The following is a 24000-nucleotide window of genomic DNA, read 5'->3' as shown; positions in this document are numbered from 1 at the left end:
ACTCCTGTTCAGCAGGCAATGAACGTCAGCGGCAGATCGCGGATCTGCACCGGTACGCTCGGTTGGTAATGGTCGTCACTGGTCAGTTCGTGCAGCAGTTCTTCACGCAACTGATGGAAGTCGAAACTGCTGCGCTGGCGCGGGTGCGGCAGGGCGATGTCGACCACTTGCTTGATCCGCCCCGGGCGCGGCTCCATCACCACCACGCGATCGGCGAGGAAGATCGCTTCTTCGACGTCATGGGTGACGAGAATCGTGGTGATTTTTGCGCGGTCGCGGATCGCCAACAGCTCGTCCTGCATCTGCTGACGGGTGAGTGCATCGAGCGCGCCGAAGGGCTCGTCGAGCAGCAGAATTCTTGGGCTGGCAACCAGGCCGCGAGCAATCGCCACACGCTGGGCCATGCCGCCGGAAAGCTGATGCGGATAGGCGCGGGTGAAGTCGCGCAGGCCGACCAGCTCGATGAAGTCGTTGATCCGCTGTTGCTTCTGCGCCGCGCTCAGCGGCTCGTTGACCAGGCCCAGACCGATGTTGTCAGCAACGGTCAACCACGGAAACAAACGGTGCTCCTGAAAGACGATGCCGCGCTCGCCGCCGATGCCGCTGACGGCTTTGCCGTCCACGGTGATCTGCCCGCGAAACTGCGTATCAAGGCCCACCAATAACCGTAGTAACGTCGATTTACCGCAGCCGCTGGAACCGACAATCGCGACAAACTCGCCCTCGGCAATGTCTAGGTTGAATTCGCGAATCGCCTCCAGTTCGAAGCCGTCGACGTCGAAGGATTTGCCTACATGTTTGAAGCTGACAATCGGTGCGTTCATGCGTGTCTCCAGCGGGTCGCGCGAATTTCCAGGCGTTGGCCAATGAGGTTGAGCAGGGCGCCGGTGAGGCCGACGAAAAGCATGCCGGCCATGATCAAGTCCATGCGTAGCAACTGTTGGGCGCCGATCATCTGGCTGCCGATGCCGCCGTTGGACGGCATGAAATATTCAGCACCGATGGTGCCGAGCCAGGCGTAGATCAGGCTCAGGCGCAGACCGGCGAAAATCCCCGGCGCGGCGCCCGGCAGCACCAGCCGACGCAGGCGTTGGCCGAGCCTCAGACGCAACACTCGGGCGGCTTCGTTGAGTTGTGGCGAGAGGTTGGCGACGCTGCGCTGCGTGGCGATAAACAGCGGAAAGAAGGCGGCGAGGGCGACGAACACCCACTTGGCCAGTTCGCCGAGACCGAACCACGCGGTGAGCAGCGGCACCCAGGCGAAGATGGCGATCTGGCGTAGGGCGGCGAGGGTCGGGCCGAGCAGGCGTTCACTGATGTTCGACAAACCCAGCAGCAGGCCCAAGGCAAATCCGAGGCCGCCGCCAAGCAGCAGACCACCGAGTGTACGACCAAGACTGAGGGCCATACCGCTGATCAACGTGCCGTCGAGCAGACCATCCCATGCCGTGCTTAAAACGGCCAGCGGGCTGACCAGAATGTTGGCGTCGACCCACTGCAGTTCGTTCGCCAGTTGCCACAACGCCAGCAAGCTCAGCGGCAGCAGCCATGGCTGCAGACGCTGCCAGCCTTCATAGCGCGGGCCGCGGCGAATTTCAGCGGTGGCCGGATGCGGCCAGTGCACCAGTTTTTTGTCCAGCAGACCGATGCCGCGATCCATCGCCACACCGATCAAACCGATGACCACGATGCACACGAACACGATGTCGAGCATGAATAGCTGCCGCGCCCAGACCATCAGATAACCGATGCCTTCGCTGGAGGCGAGCAGTTCGACGGCCAGCAACGAAGTCCATCCGGCGGCCAGCGCCAGACGTACGCCAGCCATGAACGCGGGGAGGGTGGCGGGCAGCACCAGGCGACGGATCAGCAGGTGTGGCGGCAAGCGTAAAACAGCGGCAGCTTCGCGCAGTTTTGGTTGTGCATCTCTTACGCCGACCAGTGTGTGCAGGGTTACCGGAACCACGATGGCTTTGATCAGCACCACCAGTTTCAGCACTTCGCCGATGCCGAAAAACACCATGAACAAGGGAATCCACGCCAGCGTCGGTATTTGTGAAAGTCCGGCGAAGGTCGGGAAGATCAAGCGTTCAAGGCGACGACTGAATCCCAGTGCTGCGCCGAGCAATGCACCCGCAGAAACCCCCGCGAGCAGTCCCCAGAACAAACGCTGCAGACTGATCCACAAGTGGCCCCATAACTCGCCCTGCGATAACTCGACAGCGCTGTTCCACACCAGTGACGGCGCAGGCAGGATCTGTTCGCTCATCCATTCGTTGCGGGCGGCCAGCCACCACAGGGCGAACAGGCTGAGGGGCAACAGCCACGGCAACAGGCGTTGGTTCAGGCTTGGCCAGGTACGGCGGCTTTTCAGCGGCGGCGCGGGCAGTGGGAGACTGAGCAAGGATGGGCGGGCCATGGATGACCTCCGTTGTCGGGTTGGCTCAAGATCAAGATCAAAAGATCGCAGCCTTCGGCAGCTCCTACGGGGGAATGCGTCCTTGAATTGACCCCTGTAGGAGCTGCCGAAGGCTGCGATCTCTAGCGGTATTAACTAAGATCAAATGGTTATAAATAATTTTTAATAAGTTATTTTTAGAGATAAGCAGCGCCATTTAAGGCTTCCAGCCCACACGCATCCAATGCATTCGAAGAATATTTTCGATGCTGTTAATGCATACGCCGCTGCAAGCCCCGTTATTGCTTGCTTAGCGTTAAAAGCTATAAAAATGTGCGTTTATAGTATTTAAGCGAAGGTGTTAATTCGGCCTACTTTCGACTCCTCAACGCCCGTCGTGATCAAGGAGCTGCACCCATGAACTTTCCCTTCAAACGTGTTTTCAGTCTGTTTGCCGTTCCTGCTCTGGCGGGCCTGTTGGCGTTCACCGCGCATGCCGACGAACTCAAGGAAATCAGAATCGCCGTGCCTGACCTGAGTGCCGGCACCCAGCACAGCGGCGGTGGCGTGGTTGATGTGCTGCGCGATCAGCAGATCTTCGAAAAGGCCTTCGCTGATCAGGGCATCAAGATTCAGTGGAGTTTCTTCAAAGGTGCGGGGCCGGTGATCAACGAGGCATTTGCCAATGGTCAGGTTGATCTGGCGTATCTGGGCGATCTGGCGGCAATCATCGGCAAGTCCAATGGCCTCGATACGCGGTTGCTCAGCGCCAGTGCCCGTGGGGTGAAGCAGTATCTGGGCGTGGTGCCGGGGTCGGGGATCAAGACGCTCCAGGATCTCAAAGGCAAGCGTGTGGCGATTTTCCGCGGTACCGCGACGCAGTTGTCGTTTGATGCGGCGCTGGCCAGTCAGGGTTTGAGTGAGAAGGATCTGAAGGTCATCAATCTGGACTTCAACGCAGCGGTCGCGGCGTTGGCAGCCAAGCAGATCGATGCGTCCTGGGGCAGTTCCGGGTTGACCGCATTGCAGGCCAAAGGGCTGGCCGAGTTGCCGCTGAACACCAAGGATCTCGGTGGCGCAGGCAGCGTGCAGTCGGTATTGGTCGGCACGGGCAAGTTTGTCGACGCGCACCCGGAGGTCGTGGCCAAGCTGCTCAAAGCCCAACAGCAAGCTGTTGAGTGGTTGACGCAGGACAGCAACAAGGCTGCTTACGTGCAATTGGTCTCAGGATTGGCGAGTTATCCGCCGGTGATTCTGACGCAGGATCTGCAGGATCAGAAATTGAGCGAAGTGTTCCCGTCGACACTGGATCCGGTGTTCCTCGGCAGCTTGCAGGACAAAGTTGATCTGGCGGCGCAGCAGAAGCTGATTCGCAAGCCGTTCAAGGTCAATGACTGGGTGGCGCCTGAGCTGGCAGCGGCCAAGCTCTGAATCCTAGCGCCTGATCCGGCGCCATCGCGAGCAGGCTCACTCCTACATTTGGAATGCGTTCCCCTGTAGGAGTGAGCCTGCTCGCGATAGCGTCCTAAACGGCGACGCTGATCTCCTGCCGATCCACCGCCACCAACGTCTCAATCATCGCCCGCGCCGCCGGCGACAAACGAAACCCAGTGCGACTGACAATCCCGCAACGCGCATTCATGCTCTCCAGGTTCTGCGGCAGATTGCGCCAGTGCAGCAACACCAGCGACCCCTTGGCAATGTCCTCGACAAACGCCTCTTCCGTGCCCACGCCAATCGCATTCGATTGCAGCACCACTTTCACCAGCGCCGGAAAGTGCTCGGTCTCGATGGTCGGGGAAAAATCGATGCGGCCGCTGAGGTTCGCCAACAATTTGCGAATGCCCGGCGGGATCAGCGTGGTCGCCAACGGGTAGTCGAACATGTCGTTGGTCGACAGGCTTTCCTTGGCCAGCAACGGATGCCCCGGCCGGCAGAAAAACACCCCGCGTTTGGGTGTCAGTGCCTGGGTCTGGAAGTTCGGATCGGACTCGAAATGACGGATGTCGGCGATGAAGAATTCGATCTCTTCACGGCTCAGCGCGCGGCTGAGCTTTTCCCAGTTATCCACCTGAAAACAGGTGCGCACTTTCGGGTGCGCATTGATGAATTGCGCCACCGCGTCCGGGACCAGTTTCACCGCCGGCGCCGGGCCGCAACCGAAGTGCACTTCGCCGGCATCGAGCTTGGTCATCTGCGTCACTTCGGCGCTGAGCAGCGCGGCGCCTTGCACCAGGCTCAGGGCGTGTTGCAGCACCACCTGGCCTTCGGGCGTGGGGCGCAAATCCTTGTTGCCGCGATCCACCAGCACGCAGCCGAACTCTTGCTCAAGCCCCTGAATGCTGCGGCTGAACGCCGGTTGAGTGATGCCCATCGCGTCCGCCGCACGGACAAAACTGCGGTGTTCGTTGAGGGCGATGAAGTAACGCAACTGGCGAAGATCCATATGCTTTTCCGGCATCCTAAAAATAGCTCGAAGGCATTTGCGACGAGGGTTATTAGAGGTTTTAAATGCAAGCTCTTATTCCGTCAACGAAGCATGTGAATATCTATTAGATGTAAATGGAATATAGATAGAGCGTTGTTTCGCTGCCGTTCAACCGTAAGCAGTCGATGAGGGTCTACCCATGAGCAATGCCGCACTCGCCGTAAAACCCGCTGTCCATGCGCTGGAAATTCATCCGGTGGCCGGTCGTATCGGCGCCGAGATTCGTGGTGTGCATTTGTCCGGTGAGCTGGACACCGCCACGATTGAAGCGATTCAACAGGCACTGGTTCAGTACAAAGTCGTATTCTTCCGTGAGCAGACTCAGCTCGACGATCAGCGTCAGGAAGCCTTTGCTCATTTGCTCGGCGAGCCTGTCGCTCACCCGACCGTGCCGTCGCGTGAAGGCACGCGTTATCTGCTCGAACTGGACGGCGCTGAAGGCCAGCGCGCCAACTCCTGGCACACCGACGTGACCTTCGTTGACGCCTACCCGAAAGCGTCGATCCTGCGTTCGGTGGTAGCTCCGGCATTCGGTGGCGATACCCTGTGGGCCAACACCGCCACCGCGTACAACGGCTTGCCGACCGAGCTGCGTGAGCTGGCCGATAAACTGGTCGCCGTGCACAGCAACGAATACGACTATGCCAGCGCCAAGCCGGACGTCTCCGCGGAGAAGCTGGAGCGCTATCGCAAGGTCTTCACCTCCACCGTTTACGAGACCGAGCACCCGGTGGTGCGCGTACACCCCATCAGCGGCGAGAAGAGCTTGCTGCTGGGGCATTTCGTCAAACGCATCAAGGGTTATTCGCAGGCGGATTCGGCGCATTTGTTCGGGCTGTTGCAGAGCCATGTGATTCGTCAGGAAAACACCGTGCGCTGGCGCTGGCAGGCCGGTGATGTGGCGATCTGGGATAACCGCTCGACGCAGCACTATGCGATTGATGATTACGGGACTCAGGATCGGGTGGTGCGTCGGGTGACGCTCAAGGGGGAAGTGCCTGTGGGCGCGAATGGGCAGCGTAGTCAGACCATCAAAGGTCGTGACTGAAGATCAACATCCCCTCACCCCAGCCCTCTCCCAGAGGGAGAGGGAGCCGACCGAGTTGTCTCCCGTTATGCATAGGCCTGAAAGATCTTTATCGATTATGGATTCGGTGAAGCACGATCAGGTTGGTGTACCTCTGAAATATCCCCCATTCAGTCCCCTCTCCCTCTGGGAGAGGGTTAGGGTGAGGGGCTCTTAAAGCTACCAAACCCCAATCTGAACAACCTTCTCGGCTTCCGGCTCACCATAACGAAACCGCTGCCCGCGCCAATCAATCTCCTGATGACTGATCGTCGTGCGCCGCTTCAAGCCCCGCATCCATTCAAACAAATACCCCGCATGCTCCTCGCGCACCGCCGCATACGCCGGGTCATCCCCCAGGTCGCGCAACTCCTGCGGATCATTGAGCAGATCAAACAACTGCGGTCGAAAACCGTCGTACGCCAGGTATTTCCAGCGCTCGCTACGCACCATGGTCATGCGGCAACGATCAATCGGCTGGCCCAAACGCTCCCGCGCCGGCGCCTGGAAGGCGTAGTCGTATTCACTGATCGCATAGCGGCGCCAGTCCGGGTTTTCACCGTGCAGTAGCGGGATCAACGAATGCCCTTCAAGCCGATGCTCTGCCCCCGGCAATCCCAGCGCTTGAAGAAACGTCGGTAGCGCGTCGATGGTTTCCGCCAGTCGATCATCCACCGTTCCGCGCGTGACATCCGCCGCCGCCCGAGGATCGCGCACGATCAACGGCACCCCCACCGCCTGCTCCAGCAAAAACTCCTTCTCACCGAGCCAGTGATCGCCCAGAAAGTCGCCGTGATCGCTGGTGAACACGATCAATGTGTCATCCCAGCGACCGTTGCTTTGTAAAAAATCGAACAGCCGTCCGAGTTGATCATCCACCTGCTTGATCAGACCCATGTACGTAGGGATTACAGTCAGTCGTACTGAATCGCGGGAGAAGTTGAGGCTTTCCTCATGCTGGCGAAAGGCAGTGTATACGGGGTGTTTGCTGGCTTCGGAGGGCGTCGCGCGGACCGCTTCGAGAATCGATTTCGTACTGTACAAGGCGTGGTACGGCGCTGGTACGATGTAGGGCCAGTGCGGTTTGATATAGGAAAGGTGTAAACACCACGATTTCTCGCCTTGCTCGGTGATGAAGTCGATGGCTCGATTTGTAGTGTAGACAGTCTCTGAGTGTTGCTCGGGAATTCGTGCTGGCAAATTCGCATGACGCATTTGCCAGCCGCTGAGGATTTCACCGTTCTCGCCTTCGGCGGCGTTGGCCCAGTCGTGCCAGGGGTTTTTGCCGTCGAAGCCGTGTTCACGCAGGTAATGGTTATAGGGTGCGGATTCGCGCTTGTCGTCGAACAGCGGATCGTCGGGATAGATGCCGTCGTGGCGCATGTAGGGTTCAAAGCCGACTTCGTTGAGGATTTCGGCTTGTTCGCTATCGGGATTGATCGCCAGGCGTTGCAAGGCATCGATATTCGCCGTCGCGTGGGTCTTGCCGACCAAGGCGGTACGGATGCCGTGGGGGCGCAGGTAGTCGCCGATAGTCAGTTCTTCCAGCGGCAACGGCACGGCGTTCCACGCCACTTGATGGCTGCTGACATAGCGTCCGGTGTAGGCCGACATCCGCGACGGCCCGCAGATCGTGCCTTGGGTGTAGGCGCGGCTGAAACGCACACCGGCCGCAGCGAGTCGATCGATGTTGGGTGTGTGCAGGTGCGGGTGGCCGTAGCAGGACAGGTAATCGCGGCGCAGTTGATCGCACATGATGTACAGCACGTTGCGCACGGGGTTTGGCGGGGTGGGCATGGGGTTCACCGGTCAATGGGACAGGCGAGGTATTTCGCTAGGCGTGAGGGTGTTCGGCAAGTGCATTTGGGGAATGGGTTTTATGCAGGCAGTGCATCGGTGCCTGCACTGACGCCATCGCGAGCAGGCTCACTCCTACAGGTGAGCGCATTTCAAATGTAGGAGTGAGCCTGCTCGCGATAACGGTAGATCAGACAGCGAGTCCGTCCAGCGAACAGACTTCCTCATCCACCGCATCAATCGCCTTGATCTGCTCAATCATCGCCTCGGCCAACGGCGATAACCGATACCCCGCCCGGCTGACAATCCCATAACGCGTATACAGCTCCTCAAGATCATCGGCCAACCCTTCAATCCGCAAACACACCAATTCACCCTTGGCCTGGTGCAGCGCATCCGAATACGCCCCGACAATCCCGATCGCATCCGAGCGCAGCACCACACTGAGCAGACTCGAGCTGTTTTCACATTCGACATTCGGGGTGAAATCCGGCCGCCCACTAAGATCAACGATGACCTTGCGCAAGTTTGGCGGCCGAATACTCACCGCCAGCGGATAGCTCATCAATTGCTCTGCGCTGACCTTATCGAAAGCCGCCAGCGGATGCCCTGCGCGGCAACAGAAATGCCATTTACGCGGCCGTAACCGGTGCGTCAGATAATCCGGATCCGCCTCGAAGTAGCGTGTGTCAGCGACAAAGAATTCGAATTCCTCGCTCATCAGTCGCTTGCTCAGGCGCTGCCAGTCATCGACCTGAAACTGCACCCGCGCTTTCGGGTAGCGTCCGATGAAGCTGCCAATCGCCCGAGGAATCAAACCCGCTGCCGGCGCTGGCCCACAACCGAAGCGCAATTCCCCCGCCTCCAGCCCGTTGAACTGGCTGATCTCGTTGGCCATCTGCTGCGCGCCACTGACCAGTCGCCGCGCATGTTCGAGCAGCACCTGGCCCTGTTTGGTCGGCGGTAATTCCTTGCGTCCGCGATCAACCAACTGACAGCCAACGCTGTGTTCCAGCGCCTGAATGCTGCGGCTGAACGCCGACTGCGACAGGTTCACCGCCTGCGCGCCGGCGACGAAGCTGCGTTGTTCAGCCAGGGCGATGAAGTGACGAAGTTGGCGCAAGTCGATATGCATTTTTCACATAAAAAATATCCGGGAAATGCATTGGATATGCATTAGGTCGACTCCTTATAAAGGCAATCTCTTATGCAGTAAATATCTGTAAATACATAAATAAATAACTTAAAAGAATATGCAGTGCTAAAGATGTCTGTGTGTTTTTTGACCAGGAGCCGTGCCATGAGTCCGTTGAACCTTGCGTCACCCCTAACGCCACGACGGCTCAAACGCCTGCCTCTGGCCCTGTTGCTGGCAGGGAGCGCGAGCTGGACTCACGGCTACGCCGCTGAAGCAGACACCCCGGCGCCAGTGCCGGCCGGCAAGCCTGCCGCCAACAGTTCGCAACTGGAAACCGTGACTGTCACCACCCGCCGCCGCGAAGAAAGTTCGCAAAATGTACCAACGCCGATGAGCGTGGTCAGCGGGCAGAATCTGGAGACGCAGCGGGTCTACCGGATTCAGGATTTGCAGCAATTGGTGCCCAGCGTCAACGTCGCCTACATGCACGCACGCCAGTCCAGCGTGTCGATCCGCGGCCTTGGCAACAACCCTGCGAGCGATGGTCTTGAAGGCAGCGTTGGTCTGTACATCGACAACGTCTACCTGGGTCGTCCGGGGATGGCGGTGTTTGATTTGATGGACATCGAACAGCTCGAAGTCTTGCGTGGGCCGCAGGGCACGCTGTTCGGCAAAAACACCACCGCCGGGGTGATCAACATCAGCACCCGCGCGCCAACCTTCACCCCTGAGCGCAGTATCGAAACCTCGGTCGGCGAGGACGGTTATTTCCAGACCAAGGGCACTATTTCCGGCCCGCTCAACGATCAACTGGCCGGACGATTTTCGGCGTACCGCACTCGCAGCGACGGTGACATCAAAAACGAATACGACGGCCATGATCTCAACGGCGGCTCGCGCGAGGGCTTCCGCGCGCAACTGCTGTTCAAGCCCAACGAAGATTTCAACCTGCGCTGGATCGGCGACTACAACGAAGAGGACTCCAGCGCCGGCACCCGTGTGCTGTACAACACCGGGCCGACCATCAACGGCGTCAACCTGTACCAATCGCGCGCCAACGCGGCCGGCGCAACCCTGGTTAACGGTTCGCACCGCAAGGTCAATCTGGACAACGACCAACATGTCACCGTGCATCAGGGCGGCACCTCGGTGGAGGCCAACTGGACGCTGCCGAGCGATTTCACGCTGACCTCGATCAGTTCCTATCGCTTCTGGAATTTCACCCCGCGCAACGACGACGGCCTCAACGTGCCGGCGAGTTACAACGCCGGGGTGTCGGTGGAAGACAAACAGTATTCGCAGGAATTTCGCCTGGCCTCGCCCAAGGGTGAGTTCTTCGATTACGTGGTCGGCGCCTACTACTTCGGTTCGGATCTGGACAATAAATCCTTCGCTTATTACGGCCCACAAGCCGATATCTGGAACGGCACCGCGCGCGGTGCGCTGGCCAACGTCACCAGTGTTGGTAACGGCCATATCAAGACCGACAGCTTTGCGCTGTTCGCCCAAGGCACCTGGCACCTCAGCGAGCGACTGGATTTCACCGCCGGGGTGCGTGGCACTTATGAAGAAAAATCCGCTTGGGTCACGAGGGATGCGCCGATTGGTGGCGCTGCTGTAACAGGCGCGGCGGCCACCGCACGGCGTGGTCGTACCGGCGCTTACGATTCCGGCGACTTGAATCAGTACAGCTCCAGTCCCTCCGGGCTGCTCAATCTCAGCTATCGCATCACCGATGATGTTCTGGGCTACGCCACGTTGTCCCACGGCGAGAAATCCGGCGGGGTTAACCTCGCGGTCGGTTCCGCTCCGGTGGCCGGCGCCGATTCGCTACTGATCGGCACCGAACGCGCGAACAACGCCGAACTCGGCTTTAAGAGCACGCTGTGGGATCACCGTCTGCAACTCAATGCCAACGTGTTCTGGACCCAGGTCAACGCTTACCAGACCAACGCCTACGACGCGGAAAATCGCGTGCAGTACCTGACCAACGCCGGTTCCGTGCGTTCGCGCGGCGTCGAGTTCGAAAGTACGGTGATCCCGTTGCGCGGTCTGACCCTGAACATCAACGGCTCCTACAACGACGTCAGCTATCTCTCGTACAAAGATGCCCCGTGCCCGCCGGAAGTCAGCCAGGCGCCGGGCGCTCCAGCGTCTTGCGACCTCAGCGGCCATCAAGTGGTCGGCGCCTCGAAATGGATCGGCAACGCCAACGGTGAATACAAATGGAATCTGGATAACGGCTTCGAACCTTACGTCACCGCGAGCTACGCATTCCGTTCGAAAGCCGTCGGTACGGTCGAGGATTCCGACTACGGCCAGATCCCGAGTTATGCGGTGGTCAACTTCTCCACCGGCCTGCGTGGCGACTTCAATCAGGGCCAGTGGGACGTGTCGCTGTGGCTGAAAAACGCTTTCGACAAAACCTACTACACGACCCTGTGGACGGGCGGCAACGGCGGCTATGAAGGCCTGCTCGGTACACCGCGCACGCTGGGCGTCACCGGTCGCTACGACTTCTGATTCGTCACTCAAGGAGCTGCATCATGTTGCGTATCAAAACGGCTTTGCCGGTGTTGCTGTCCGGCGCAGTGCTCAGCGCCGGTGCCTTCGCCGCACCGAGTGTTTACCCGACGGGCGTCACTCGTTACGACCCGAACAAGGCGTTCAACCAGTACGTGATTTTCAGCGGCGCCGACAAGCAGACGCACCTGATCGACATGAACGGCAACGAGGTGAAAACCTGGCCACAGGCAGGTTTCCCGTCAGCGATCATCGACCCGAAACTGGTCGGCGGAGAGCGTGGGCATGTGTTGCTGCAACTGAGTGACAAGGATCCCGGCAAGCTCGGTTCGGCCGGCAATGGTCTGGGCAATCAGAGCGTCGGTGAGCTGGATTGGCACGGCAAAGTCGTCTGGCAGTGGGGTGACAAGGCCCCCGGTGGAGCGGCGCAACAGCACCATGATCAGCGCCGTTTGAGCAATGGCAACACTGTGGTGCTGGCGAACAAGGTGCACAAGGTCAAAGGCTTCAAAGTGCCCGAGGTGATCGACGATGCGATCTATGAAGTCAGTCCCGAAGGCGCGGTGAAATGGCAGTGGCTGGCCTCGGAGCATCTCAATGAATTCGGCTTCACGGCCGAACAGTTGAAGCTGGTGCGCGCCAGTGAAAATCCGGACTACCTGCACATCAACAACCTCAGCCTGGTCGGGCCGAACAAGTGGTTTGATGCCGGTGACAAACGCTTCAATCCGGACAACCTGCTGATCGATTCACGCAACGCAAACTTCATCGCGATCATCGACAAGAACAGCGGCAAAGTGGTCTGGCGTCTGGGTCCGAATCTGCCGCTGATCAACCCGAAAACCGCGCAGAAACTGCCGCGCCCGGTGGATCAGTTTGTCGGTCAGCATGATGCGCACATCATTCCGGCCGGATTGCCCGGTGCCGGCAATCTGCTTGTGTTCGACAACCAGGGTTCGGCGGGTTATCCAAACGTCACCCTCGGCTTGATTTCCGGCTCGCGCGTGTTGGAAATCGATCCGCAGAAAAACGAGATCGTTTGGCAGTACAGCGCGGTAAATTCGAAGCAACCAGGGTGGGCGTTCTACAGCTCGTTTATCAGCAGTGCGCGGCGCTTGCCCAATGGCAACACGTTGATCGACGAGGGCATGAACGGACGGTTTTTCCAGGTGACGGCCAGCGGCGAAAACGTCTGGGAATACGTCAGCCCGTATCTCGGCAAGGCACCGGGCAGCGACGCGATCAGCAACTGGGTGTATCGGGCACTGCCTGTGAGTTATGACTGGGTGCCAACGGGGACGCCACGCTCCGAGACGGCGGTTATTGCACCCGTTATCGGCGTGGAGCAAACCAATGCCAGTCGTTAGTTGAAATGGAATTAGTGCTCGAACGAACGGCGATAAGTTATGACCGGGTTGAACAGTGCATATTGCAATTTAGTTAGTAGCTCGCGTGGACAATAATTGAATGTCCAACCATCCTGACTGTCGTGAGTTTCCAGGAGGAAACTTGCTCTCATCGGAAGACACTTATCCAACGATAAAGGAAATCTCGTTATGTCGAGCATTAATGGCAATTATGTAAACGATAACGCTGGCGCCAAACTGACGATTACCGATGGCAACGATTCCAACGGCACCTTCAGCGGAAAATTCAGCCAGAATGGCGTGAATTACGACATCGCTTACGGTCACTACCATTTTCAAAACAGCACCGGGCAGCCTACGATCATCACGTTCGCGGCGTTGAATGAAGGCACAGGCTATCAGTCCTGGACACTGTTCTCGCCGGATCACAATTACTCGAAAGTTCGTGCGGTTGGTTCGCGCACCAACTTTGACGGTGATGTTGTTGGCCTGGCAGGGGAGTTCCTCAAGCAATAACAGTTGATTAAACAAAAAGGCCGGTGCGCGAAAGTGCCCGGCCTTTTTGCTGTTTCTGGAAAATAATAATCAACTATCTACTTCGTATTAGTCGTCCTGCAAAACCGGGTCAGGCGAATTTGATGCGTTGCATGAATACTTTCAATGCCTGAAAAGCATGCGCTTTTTCACGCATCGCTGCAGCCCGCGTGGCGCGTGGTGTTGGCAGAATTGATCAATCTGTATATTCCATAATGACCTATGCATAACGTTAAAGATTACTTTCGGAGATAAGCGTCAAGCCCAATGATTCACCCATCGATTCGCCGTGGGGGATTCAACAAAACGGTTGATCGGCAGTTTTTGTAGAGAACGCAAAAAGACCGCAGGGAGTGAATCAATGGGCAATGTCCAGACCGCCGCCAGCGCAGAGGAATTGCTGTGGCGTCAGACGCCGGGTGGCGAATTGGTCGATCTCGGCCGGCCGCATCGTGTGCCGTTGGGGCAGTTGCGTTTGCAGCGTGCGCCCAAAGGCATTCTGAGTCGGCGCGAAACAATTCTGCTTGGCGTGCTCGCGCTGGTGGTGCATGGCGCGGTGATCTACTGGATCAGCCAGAAACCGACGCCAGTGCTGCCAATCGTGCCGCCGGAAATTCCGCCGATGACCATCGAGTTCTCGCGCCCGGCACCGCCAGCGCCACCGGTTGTCGAGCCGCCGCCACCTGCGCCTGTGGTTGAGCCACCGCCGCCGGTGGAGGACGAACTGGCGGTAAAACCGCCGCCGCCAAAACCCGTTCCGAAACCCAAACCGGTGGTTAAACAGGCACCCAAACCAGCACCGAAAGCGGTCGAGCAACCACCGACGCCGCCACAACCGGCAGCCCCGGTTGCAGCCCCTGCGCCACCTGCTCCACCCGCGCCGGCACCGGTAACCCCGGCCTCAGCGAATGCTGCATACCTGAAAAACCCGGCACCGGAATACCCGTCGCTGGCCCAGCGTCGCGGTTGGGAAGGCACGGTGTTGCTGCGCGTACATGTGCTTGCCAGCGGTAAACCGGGCGAGATCCAGATAGCCAAAAGCAGTGGCCGGCAACAGCTCGACGACGCGGCGCTGAACGCCGTGAAACGTTGGAGTTTCGTCCCGGCCAAGCAGGGTGATGTCGCCCAGGACGGCTGGGTCAGCGTGCCCATCGATTTCAAGATTCATTAAACCGAAACCAAATTCGCGCGAAACGTTTACACGAGGGAATACATCATGACGTTACTGGCATCTCCACTGGAATCCATCGAAAGCGCGGTGATCTGGCTGCTGGTGGTTTTTTCCGTCGCCACCTGGGGTCTGGCATTGCTCAAGGCTTGGCAGTTCGGGCGTCTGAAGGCGCAGGATCGGCGTTTTCATAAACGTTTCTGGGCGGCGTCGAGTCTGGATTCCGCCGCTGAATTGAGCGAGACCCAACCCGGCGCCGCAGCGCGGGTGGCACAAGCCGGTTACGCGGCGATTCAGGTGGGCGAGGCGCCTCAGGCCAATGATTTGAGCCAGGCGATCAACCATCAGGATCGACTGGAGCGCGCACTGCGTCAGCAAATTGTCCGCGAACGCCGTTCGCTGGAAACCGGTCTGGCAGTGGTCGCCAGTATCGGCAGTACGTCGCCATTCATTGGTTTGTTCGGCACGGTGTGGGGAATCATGGAAGCGTTGAAAGGCATCAGCGCGGCCGGTTCGGCGAGCCTGGAAACGGTGGCCGGTCCGATCGGTGCGGCACTGGTCGCCACGGGTGTGGGGATCGCCGTCGCGGTGCCAGCAGTGCTGGTTTACAACTACTTTTTGCGTCGGTTGAAACTGACGGCGGCGGATCTGGATGACTTCGCCCACGACTTCTACAGCCTGGCGCAGAAGAGTGCGTTCCGCGTGTTGATTCATCCGACCGCGCACAAGGTCGCGGCAACCGGCAACGCGGCAAAAGTGAAGGAGGCGTCCTGATATGGCCTTCTCCACGCAAGACAGTGACGAGGTACTCAGCGAGATCAACGTAACGCCGCTGGTGGATGTGATGCTGGTGCTGCTGGTGGTGTTTATCGTCACCGCACCGCTGCTGACCAACGCTATCCCGATCAACCTGCCGAAGACCGAAGCGGTGGCGCCGGTCGAGCAGAAGGATCCGCTGGTGGTGAGCATCGATGGTGCCGGCAAACTGTTTATCAACAAGGATGAGATTCAGCCGGACTTGCTGGAATTCAACCTCAAGTCGGCCAAGGCCAAGGACCCGGAAGTGCGCGTGCAATTGCAGGCCGATGACGGGGTGAATTACGGCGAAGTGGCGCGGGCGATGGCTTCGATTGAGCGGGCGGGGATTACCAAGTTGTCGGTGATTACTGCGCGGTAACAGATTCAACGTTTTTCCGGGGCCGTCTCCTTGGCAGGGTGCGGCCCTTTTTTTATTTCTGGCATTAGAAGCAAAGCCCTCACCCTAGCCCTCCCGAAACGTCGGACCGCCCAGAGGGAGAGGGGACTGACCGCGTTGTTTGGCCGCTATACGCCGATCTGAAATATCCAGTCGAACTCCAAATCTGAAAACCGCATAGATCGGCTCCCTTTCCCCCTCGCCCCCTTGGGGGAGAGGGCTGGGGTGAGGGGGAAAGGATCTAAAGTCATACACAATACTCATATTCAATTCAGATCTTAATAAATAGCTTCTTATTCCTTAACGAATATAAATCCCCTCCCTATACTCGTTCAGGAACAGACACGACGCAGGAGAGCTCCCCATGCGCAACGAATCAATCCGCTACCTGATTGTGCCGGGCTGGCAAGGATCGCCAGAAGATCATTGGCAAAGCCACTGGCAGAACAGCCTGCCGAACAGCGCGCGAGTCGAACAGGCCGATTGGCTGACGCCGCGTCGTGAAGATTGGGTCGCGGCACTGGCCGAGGCGATTGCTGCCGACAGTACGCCGGTGATCCTTATCGCCCACAGCCTTGGCTGCGTCACGGTTGCCCACTGGGCGGCCACGGCGCCGTTGCAATACCTGCGTCAGGTACGCGGCGCATTGCTGGTTGCGCCGGCCGATGTCGAGCGCCCGGCGTGCGCGCCGGCGCTGCGCAATTTCGCACCGATTCCGACCGATCTGCTGCCATTTCCAAGCCAGGTGGTCAGCTCCGATAACGATGCTGCCGTCAGTGCACCGCGAGCGCTGGAGCTGGCGCGCAACTGGGGCGCCGAGGCGGGGATTCTCGCCGGTGCCGGACACATCAACGTCAAATCCGGGCATCAGCGCTGGGAGCAGGGTTTTGCTTATCTCTATCGCCTGCAAAACCGCATGGAACACCACGCTCGCCGCCGCGCCTGATTTTTATTTCTTTCAACGCCCCCGTCTCCCGGCGGTTTTGGGCGGGAGTCTGCCATGAGTTTCGAAACCTTCGGTCAGCCATTGCTGACCTTTCCTGACGCGGAAAAAAGCCCCCTGAGCATTCGCGCCAAGGCATTGGTGTTTGTCGACCCACGCTCACGCCAGTTACGTGAAGAGCTGGAGCAATTGGCGCCGCGCTCGACCTCGGTATTGATCCGTGGCGAGACCGGTACGGGTAAAGAATTGCTCGCTCGGCACATCCATCGCGCCAGTGACCGCAGCGGTCTGTTCGTTTCGGTCAATTGCGGTGCGATCAGCCCGACCTACGCCGATGCCGAACTGTTCGGCTATGCCGCCGGCAGTTACAGCGGCTCGGCCAGCAGCCGTGCAGGCTGGTTCGGTTCAGCCAATGGCGGCACCTTGTATCTGGATGAAATCGGCGACTTGCCGTTGCCAATCCAGATCAAATTGCTTGCCGCGTTGGAGAACCACGAAGTCACCCGTGTCGGTGCGCATCAACCGAGTCCTGTGGATGTGCGCCTGGTCGCGGCGACCAGTATCGATCTGGCGCAAGCAGTGGACGCCGGGAAATTCCACGAGCGGCTTTATCACTACCTCAGCGAAGGGCAACTGGAACTGCCCGCCTTGCGCGCACGCATCGGCGACATTCTTTCGCTGGCCGAGTACTTCCTTGGCATCTATAGCCAGCGCCTCGACCTGCCCGTGCCGCTGATCAGCGAAGCCGCGCAGCACGTGCTCGAACAACACAGCTGGCCGGGTAACACTCGAGAGCTGGAAAACGTCATTCATTTTGCCTTGCTGGTGAGTGCTGGCGACGAGATTCTGCCGGAGCACCTGAATCTGCCCGAGGTGTCTGGCCCGCAGCTTCAGATCGAGCGGCTGGTTGCACAAATCAACATCGGCGGCAGCGTCGATGAGCGTAAGGCATTGAAAGATTTGCTGATTCGGTTAAGCGATGGTTTGTAAACGGTTTGTTCAACATGAACAAAATGGAATATGAAGCTGAATAAACGTTATTGTCCGGGAATAAAAAATCACGGTATTGTCCGACCCACGCCAGCGATATCACTTCACTGGCACACGTATTAATGCCGTCGTCGATGACGACCGTGATTTTCGATAAGGACACTGCATGAAAAAGGTTCTGTTGTTTACCGCATTGGCGGCTGCTCTGACTGCTTCCCTGGCCAATGCCGGCGAGAAACTGGTGGTTGCTGCGACCCCGGTGCCGCACGCTGAAATCCTTGAGCTGATCAAACCGACCCTGGCCAAAGAAGGCGTGGATCTGGAAATCAAGGTGTTCACCGACTACGTTCAGCCGAACGTACAAGTGGGCGAGAAGCGTCTGGACGCCAACTACTTCCAGACCCTGCCGTACCTGAATAGCTTCAACCAGGGCAAATACAAGGACGACAAGTCCAAGTACCTGGTGACTGTGCAGGGCGTTCACGTTGAACCGTTCGGTGGTTACTCGAGCAAGTACAAGACCCTGGCTGAACTGCCGGACGGCGCCACCATCGCCATCCCGAACGAAGGCAGCAACAGCGGCCGCGCCCTGATCCTGCTGCAGAAGGCTGGCCTGATCGAACTGAAAGACCCGAAAAACGCTCTGGCAACGCCAAAAGACATCGCCAAGAACCCGCACAACTTCAAGTTCAAGGAACTGGAATCGGCCCTGCTACCACGCGTTCTGAAAGAAGTTGATCTGGACATGATCAACACCAACTACGCGCTGGAAGCCAAACTGAATCCGCAGAAAGATGCGCTGGTGATTGAAGGCGCTGACTCGCCGTACGTGAACTTCCTGGTGGCCCGTGAGGACAACAAGAACAGCGACGCGATCCAGAAACTGGCCAAAGCCCTGACCAGCCCGGAAGTCAAAGCGTTCATCGAGAAGAAGTACAACGGCGCGGTACTGCCGGCGTTCTGATCTGACGCTTGAGTGAACCCCTTCAAGGTGTGAAAACGCCGATGGCCAGTGATGGTCATCGGCGTTTTTTGTGTGTGCGTTGAAAAGCCCCTCACCCTAGCCCTCTCCCAGAGGGAGAGGGGACTGATTGGGGGATGCTGTAGAAGTACGCCGACGTGAAAGATCTCTGCCGAATCCATAATCGACTCGATCTTTCAGGTCGATGTAAAACGCCAGACACCACGGTCGGCTCCCTCTCCCTCCGGGAGAGGGCTGGGGTGAGGGGACTGATTGGGGGATGCTGTAGAGGTACGCCGATGTGAAAGATCTCTGCCGAATCCTTAATCGACTCGATTTTTCAGGTCGATGTAAAACGCCAGATACCGCGGTCGGCCCCCTCGCCCTCCGGGAGAGGGCTGGGGTGAGGGGACTGATCGGGGGATGCTGTAGAAGTACGCCGACGTGAAAGATCTCTGCCGAATCCATAATCGACTCGGTCTTTCAGGTCGATGTATGACGCAAGACACCTCGGTTAGCTCCCTCTCCCTCCGGGAGAGGGCTGGGGTGAGGGTTTTTTGACTTACGCTGCAGCCTTCAACGCCCGCCTCAACGCCACCAACAATTTCACAATCTCTTGCGGATCCAGTCGCTGCGGCACTTTTACGTCCATGTTCTCTTCCTTGTTATGAGTTTGGCCGGGGGAGTCTGGCCAAAAGCTGTTCGTCCTTGGAGGGCTTTCGTGAAAAAAAGATCCGTCCTACAGCGCAAAGGAAAATAGCCTTCTTATTCCTTCCCGGCAAACCCACAAGATAGTTTTTTGGGTGATATCAATATGCTTTAACGGTATTTAAATTCTTGTTTTTATACCTATAAAGTCGGTGCTTGCCGGACAGCCATCCGCTGTCCTTGGACTGCACCACCGTCGCTTACCGAGCGGCGTCCAGGACGTTTCATGACCTTCGATTACGCATTTATCCTCAGCACCCTGCCGGCGTTTCTCAAAGCCGTGGGCGTGACGCTGCAGGTCGGATTTATCGCTATCGGTACTTCGTTGCTGGTGGCGCTGCTCAACGCGACCATTCTGGTGTTCCGCACGCCGTACCTGCAAAAACTGGTGGGCCTGTATGTGGAACTGGCGCGCAACACGCCGCTGCTGATCCAGCTGTTTTTCGTCTACTTCGCCTTGCCGGCCGTGGGGATCCAGGTGTCCGGTTTCACCGCCGCGATCATCACCATGACCTTCCTCGGCGGCGCCTACCTCACCGAAGTGCTGCGTGCCGGCGTCGATGCGGTGCCGCTGGCGCAACTGGAATCAGGGCGCTCTATCGGTCTGTCCCACGGCCAATTGCTGCGCTATGTGATCCTGCCGCAAGCGGGGATCCTCAGCCTGCCGTCGTTGTTCGCCAATTTCATTTTCCTGCTCAAGGAAACCACTGTGGTCTCGGCGGTGGCGGTGCCGGAAATTCTCTACACGACCAAGAGCTACATCGCGCTCTATTACAAAACCTACGAAATGCTCGCCGTGCTGACGCTGATCTGCGTGCTGCTGTTCTTGCCGCTGTCGCTGTTGCTCAGCCGTTTGGAAAGGAGGCTCCAGCATGGCCAGTTCGGGTCTTGAATTGCTCTGGGTGTCGTTGCCACAACTGGCCAAAGGCGCGGGACAAACCTTGTCGATCTCGTTTCTGAGCATCGCCATCAGCACTGTCGGCGGTGTGCTCTACGGTGTTTTGCGCACGTTGAACGTGACATGGCTGAACGCGATTTTGCGGGTGTATCTCGAGCTGTTCCGGGCGATTCCGGTGCTGGTCTGGCTGTACCTGTTGTTCTTCGGCTTGCCGATTTTCTTCGGCCTGAGCATTCCCAGCTTCTGGTGCGCGGTGCTGGTGCTATCGCTGTGGGGCGCCAGCGAGGTCGGCGAAGTGGCGCGCGGAGCCCTGCATTCGTTACCACGCGGCCAGCGTGAAGCGGGGCTGTCGATTGGTTTGAACGCCGCGCAACTCTACGGTTACGTGTTGCTGCCACAAGCGCTGAAACGCATGACGCCGCCGACCATCAACGTCTACACGCGGATCATCAAGACCAGCTCGCTGGCGGTGCTCATCGGTGTGGTCGATGTGATCAAGGTCGGCCAACAGATCATCGAGCGCACTTACGAATCGGTGCTGATCTACGGCGCACTGTTTCTGTTTTTCTTTTTGATCTGCTACCCGCTGTCGGCCGCCTCGCGCGTGCTGGAGCGGCGCTGGACGCAAGCATGAGCGCATTGATCGAGTTTCACGGTTTCAACAAATTCTACGGCGAGCAGCAGGTGCTCAACGGCATCGACCTGCAGGTGCAGAGCGGCGAAGTGATCGTCATCCTCGGCCCCAGCGGTTGCGGCAAAAGCACCTTGTTGCGTTGCCTCAATGGCCTGGAAGAGGCCCACAGCGGCAGCCTGAAGTTTCTCGGCCGTGAGCTGCTGGACAAGGCCACCGACTGGCGCGAGATCCGTCAGCAGATCGGTATGGTGTTCCAGAGTTATCACCTGTTCCCGCACATGAGTGTGCTCGACAACCTGCTGCTCGGCCCGCTCAAGGTGCAGAAGCGCCAGCGCCGTGAAGCCCAGCAACAAGCCGAAGCGCTGCTTGAGCGCGTGGGACTTTTGGACAAGCGCGATGCTTTCCCGCGTCAGCTCTCCGGCGGCCAGCAGCAACGCATCGCCATCGTCCGCTCGTTGTGCATGAACCCGCGCGTGATGCTCTTCGACGAGGTCACCGCCGCCCTCGACCCGGAGATGGTCAAAGAAGTTTTGCAGGTCATTCAGGGCCTCGCTCGCGAAGGCATGACCCTGTTGATCGTCACGCATGAAATGGCCTTCGCCCGCGCGGTGGCCGACCGCATCGTGTTCATGGATGCCGGGCGCATCCTTGAACAGAACCCGCCCGAGATTTTCTTTACGAACCCGCAAACCGCACGCGCGCAGCAGTTTCTGGAGAAGTTCTCCTTCGTGGCAACACTGCCGAAAACGAATCCGACAAAGGAACTGGAACTGTTATGAAAACTGCCGCTTTTTTACTGCCCCTGCTCAGCCTCGCCTTGCTTGCCGGTTGCAGCAAGACCGAAGAACCGCCGAAGCCGAAAGTCGCCAGCGAAAGCACCGCGCCGGCCGGTTATCTGGACAAGATCAAGGCCCGCGACAAGTTGATTGTCGGCGTGTTCACCGACAAGCCACCATTCGGTTTTGTCGATGAAGCTGGGCGCTACGTCGGCTTTGATACTGATATCGGCCGGCGTTTCGCCAAGGATCTGCTCGGTGATGAAAACAAGGTCGAGTTCGTTGCCGTTGAGCCGGCGAGCCGTATTCCGTTCCTGCAAAGCGACAAGGTCGACCTGATCCTCGCCAACATGACTGTGACGCCGGAGCGCAAGGAAGCGGTGGAATTCACCAACCCGAACCTCAAGGTTGCGGTGCAGGCGTTGGTGCCGCAAAGCAGCTCGGTGAAAAACCTTGATGACCTGGCGACCCGCACCACCATCGTTACTACCGGCACGACTGCTGATATCTGGCTGACCAAGAATCATCCGGACTGGAAACTGCTGAAGTTCGAGAAAAACTCCGAATCGCTGCAAGCTTTGGCCAACGGTCGTGGTGATGCTTATGCACAGGACAACCTGGTGCTGTTCAGCTGGGCCAAGCAGAACCCGGGCTATCGCGTGCTCGATGAAAAGCTCGGTGCTGAAGCGCCGATTGCGCCGGCGGTGAAGAAGGGCAATATCGAGTTGCGTGACTGGGTGAATACTGAGCTGGCCAAGCTGGGTGAGGAGAAGTATCTGCTCAAGCTGTATGACCAATATGTGCGTAAAGAGCTGAGTGATGACACCAAGCCTGAGAGTGTGATTGTTGAAGGCGGCAAGTGGCAGGGGTGATTGTCTGTCAGGTCGGTGGTGAGGCCTGCCCCTCACCCCAGCCCTCTCCCGAAGGAGAGGGAGCCGACCGAGGTGTCTTGCATCAGACATCGACCTGCGGAACCGAGTCGATTATGGATTCACAGATGCATTTCGCGTCGGCGTCACTTCGACTTTGGATTCACAGATGCATTTTCACGTCGGCGTCACTCTTGAGCATCCCCCAATCAGTCCCCTCTCCCTCTGGGAGAGGGTTAGGGTGAGGGGCTTTTGCCTGAATCACTCAATCCGGCCAGTTCCACGCCGGCTCATCCAGCACCCGCTGGCCGACAATCCCGGTCTGCCCCAGGGTTTTCTCCAGCACAATGCAATTGCACTCGGGATCTTCCTGCAACGCCGAAATCAACCGCCGTGCATGGGACACCACCCACACCTGACACTGCTCCGACGCACGAATGATCAACCGCGCCAACGCCGGCAGCAGATCCGGGTGCAGGCTGGTTTCCGGTTCGTTCAGCACCATCAGCGACGGCGGCCTCGGCGTCAGCAGCGCCGCGACCAACAATAGATAGCGCAACGTCCCGTCCGACAGCTCCGCCGCCGACAATGGCCGCAGCAAACCTTCCTGATAAAACTCGATGGCAAAACGTCCACCGGCCTGCGCTTCGATATGCACCCGCGCGCCAGGAAATGCATCGATAATCGCCGCCCGCATCGCGTCGCCATCACCAATCTCGATGATGGTCTGCAACGCCGCCGCCAGATCCCGCCCATCGTGATGCAGCACTGGCGTGCGCGTACCCAGTTGCGGTTGGCGCACCGGCGCATCGGCATCGCTGCGAAAGTGATCATAAAAGCGCCAGCGACGAATGAACTCGCGCATCTGAAACACTTCCGGCGAGCTGCGCAGGCTGCCAACCTGATCGAACAGGCTGTCAAAGTTCGGCGTGTGTTGTGCCAGCACATCCCATTTGCGCTCGGCGCGTGCGCGGATCATCGGGCCGTCACGATCCACCAGCAGGCTGGCGGGGCGGTAAAGCGCGCCGGCCCAGATGCATTCGCGCTTGATCTGCGGGTCGAGGCTGAAGCGCGAGGGAATTGGCCGGGAATGTTCGGGTAGCATGAAATGCCCGTTGGAATCGGGCAGCCCGAGGCTGATCGAATAACTGAAGTCTTCTCCGGCAAACCCCAGGCGCAGCCGCTTCACACCCTGACGCACCGTCGACTGAATGGGCACTTCGCCGTTGCGCATGCGCCGGCTGATGGTTTCCGGCCCGGCCCAGAAGGTCGACTCCAGCCCACCCTCACGGGCCAGCGCATTGACTACGCCACCCTGAGCGGTTTCCGCCAGCAGACGCAAGGCCCGGTAGAGGTTGGACTTGCCGCTACCGTTGGGGCCGGTGATCAGGTTGAGCCGGCCGAGCGGGATCACCAGTTTGTTGATCGAACGGTAATTGGCCACTGCCAGAGTGTTGAGCATGGAATTCCTTCTCTTGAGACGCTTATTGTAGGAGCTGCCGCAGGCTGCGATCTTTTGATGTTGTTTTTAAAAGATCAAAAGATCG

General features: G+C 58.5%; 21 protein-coding genes. 15 read left to right on the top strand and 6 right to left on the bottom strand.

The features are described 5' to 3' along the window. Positions 1–8: 8 nt before the first annotated feature. Entirely contained in the window at positions 9–824 is an 816-nt protein-coding gene (locus ACI514_RS24325; protein ID WP_150750241.1) for an ABC transporter ATP-binding protein, read from the bottom strand. Beyond that, positions 821–2419 carry an ABC transporter permease gene (locus ACI514_RS24320; protein ID WP_160054688.1) on the bottom strand — a complete coding sequence of 533 codons (1599 nt, stop codon included), beginning with the start codon at positions 2417–2419 and terminating at the stop codon, positions 821–823. The genes ACI514_RS24325 and ACI514_RS24320 overlap by 4 nt, the downstream gene beginning before the upstream one ends. 396 nt (positions 2420–2815) lie before the next feature. Between ACI514_RS24320 and ACI514_RS24315 the strand changes: the two genes are divergently transcribed. Continuing rightward, positions 2816–3829, top strand: a complete 1014-nt coding sequence (locus ACI514_RS24315; protein WP_405122532.1) for an ABC transporter substrate-binding protein — start codon at positions 2816–2818, stop codon at positions 3827–3829. A gap of 94 nt (positions 3830–3923) precedes the next feature. On the opposite strand, the gene ACI514_RS24310 is transcribed toward ACI514_RS24315, so the two are convergent. Continuing rightward, positions 3924–4844 carry a LysR family transcriptional regulator gene (locus tag ACI514_RS24310; protein WP_093440454.1) on the bottom strand — a complete coding sequence of 307 codons (921 nt, stop codon included), beginning with the start codon at positions 4842–4844 and terminating at the stop codon, positions 3924–3926. A 181-nt stretch (positions 4845–5025) separates the two neighbouring features. On the opposite strand from ACI514_RS24310, the gene ACI514_RS24305 reads away from it, so the two are divergent. Further along, positions 5026–5934 (top strand): TauD/TfdA family dioxygenase, encoded by a 909-nt coding sequence (locus tag ACI514_RS24305; protein ID WP_095122264.1) that lies wholly within the window; start codon positions 5026–5028, stop codon positions 5932–5934. A 198-nt stretch (positions 5935–6132) separates the two neighbouring features. Here ACI514_RS24305 and ACI514_RS24300 read toward each other — a convergent pair whose 3' ends face one another. After that, positions 6133–7749: an alkaline phosphatase family protein gene (locus tag ACI514_RS24300; RefSeq protein WP_405122531.1), complete on the bottom strand. Its 1617-nt coding sequence runs from the start codon at positions 7747–7749 to the stop codon at positions 6133–6135. Between the two features lie 190 nt (positions 7750–7939). Then, on the bottom strand, positions 7940–8884 hold the full coding sequence (locus ACI514_RS24295; protein WP_405122530.1) for a LysR family transcriptional regulator: 945 nt from the start codon (positions 8882–8884) through the stop codon (positions 7940–7942). Between the two features lie 165 nt (positions 8885–9049). Here ACI514_RS24295 and ACI514_RS24290 point away from each other — a divergent pair, with 165 nt between their 5' ends. From ACI514_RS24290 to ACI514_RS24230, 13 genes are all read left to right on the top strand, one after another. Further along, the gene (locus tag ACI514_RS24290) at positions 9050–11410 is read left to right on the top strand and encodes a TonB-dependent receptor (RefSeq protein WP_405122529.1); all 2361 of its coding nucleotides are present in this window, start codon (positions 9050–9052) and stop codon (positions 11408–11410) included. 23 nt (positions 11411–11433) lie between these two features. Continuing rightward, positions 11434–12777 (top strand): aryl-sulfate sulfotransferase, encoded by a 1344-nt coding sequence (locus tag ACI514_RS24285; RefSeq protein ID WP_405122528.1) that lies wholly within the window; start codon positions 11434–11436, stop codon positions 12775–12777. A 189-nt stretch (positions 12778–12966) separates the two neighbouring features. Continuing rightward, positions 12967–13293, top strand: a complete 327-nt coding sequence (locus tag ACI514_RS24280; RefSeq protein WP_160054700.1) for a hypothetical protein — start codon at positions 12967–12969, stop codon at positions 13291–13293. Between the two features lie 379 nt (positions 13294–13672). Continuing rightward, positions 13673–14482, top strand: coding sequence for an energy transducer TonB (locus tag ACI514_RS24275; RefSeq protein WP_160054702.1), 810 nt, complete (start codon positions 13673–13675; stop codon positions 14480–14482). A gap of 45 nt (positions 14483–14527) precedes the next feature. Continuing rightward, complete coding sequence (locus tag ACI514_RS24270; RefSeq protein WP_371042322.1) at positions 14528–15253, top strand: MotA/TolQ/ExbB proton channel family protein; 726 nt, start codon at positions 14528–14530, stop codon at positions 15251–15253. A gap of 1 nt (position 15254) precedes the next feature. Further along, complete coding sequence (locus ACI514_RS24265) at positions 15255–15656, top strand: biopolymer transporter ExbD (protein ID WP_003220570.1); 402 nt, start codon at positions 15255–15257, stop codon at positions 15654–15656. Positions 15657–16038: 382 nt separating this feature from the next. Further along, a complete protein-coding gene (locus ACI514_RS24260) occupies positions 16039–16620 on the top strand; it encodes an alpha/beta hydrolase (RefSeq protein ID WP_077570156.1) in 582 nt (193 codons plus the stop codon). A gap of 54 nt (positions 16621–16674) precedes the next feature. Next, the gene (locus ACI514_RS24255) at positions 16675–17607 is read left to right on the top strand and encodes a sigma 54-interacting transcriptional regulator (protein ID WP_405122527.1); all 933 of its coding nucleotides are present in this window, start codon (positions 16675–16677) and stop codon (positions 17605–17607) included. A 166-nt stretch (positions 17608–17773) separates the two neighbouring features. Beyond that, positions 17774–18571, top strand: a complete 798-nt coding sequence (locus tag ACI514_RS24250) for a MetQ/NlpA family ABC transporter substrate-binding protein (RefSeq protein WP_007918708.1) — start codon at positions 17774–17776, stop codon at positions 18569–18571. A 931-nt stretch (positions 18572–19502) separates the two neighbouring features. Continuing rightward, positions 19503–20168: an amino acid ABC transporter permease gene (locus tag ACI514_RS24245; protein ID WP_122597731.1), complete on the top strand. Its 666-nt coding sequence runs from the start codon at positions 19503–19505 to the stop codon at positions 20166–20168. Continuing rightward, entirely contained in the window at positions 20149–20808 is a 660-nt protein-coding gene (locus ACI514_RS24240; RefSeq protein ID WP_405122526.1) for an amino acid ABC transporter permease, read from the top strand. Before ACI514_RS24245 ends, ACI514_RS24240 begins: the two co-directional genes overlap by 20 nt. Then, positions 20805–21587: an amino acid ABC transporter ATP-binding protein gene (locus tag ACI514_RS24235; RefSeq protein ID WP_077570160.1), complete on the top strand. Its 783-nt coding sequence runs from the start codon at positions 20805–20807 to the stop codon at positions 21585–21587. The genes ACI514_RS24240 and ACI514_RS24235 overlap by 4 nt, the downstream gene beginning before the upstream one ends. Next, a complete protein-coding gene (locus tag ACI514_RS24230) occupies positions 21584–22456 on the top strand; it encodes a transporter substrate-binding domain-containing protein (protein WP_095122253.1) in 873 nt (290 codons plus the stop codon). The genes ACI514_RS24235 and ACI514_RS24230 overlap by 4 nt, the downstream gene beginning before the upstream one ends. A gap of 262 nt (positions 22457–22718) precedes the next feature. On the opposite strand, the gene ACI514_RS24225 is transcribed toward ACI514_RS24230, so the two are convergent. Continuing rightward, a complete protein-coding gene (locus ACI514_RS24225; RefSeq protein WP_160054712.1) occupies positions 22719–23915 on the bottom strand; it encodes an AAA family ATPase in 1197 nt (398 codons plus the stop codon). Positions 23916–24000 lie beyond the last annotated feature (85 nt).

Source organism: Pseudomonas sp. M20, from assembly GCF_045037865.1.
GTDB lineage: Bacteria > Pseudomonadota > Gammaproteobacteria > Pseudomonadales > Pseudomonadaceae > Aquipseudomonas.
This window is presented reverse-complemented; position numbering and strand designations above follow the sequence as displayed.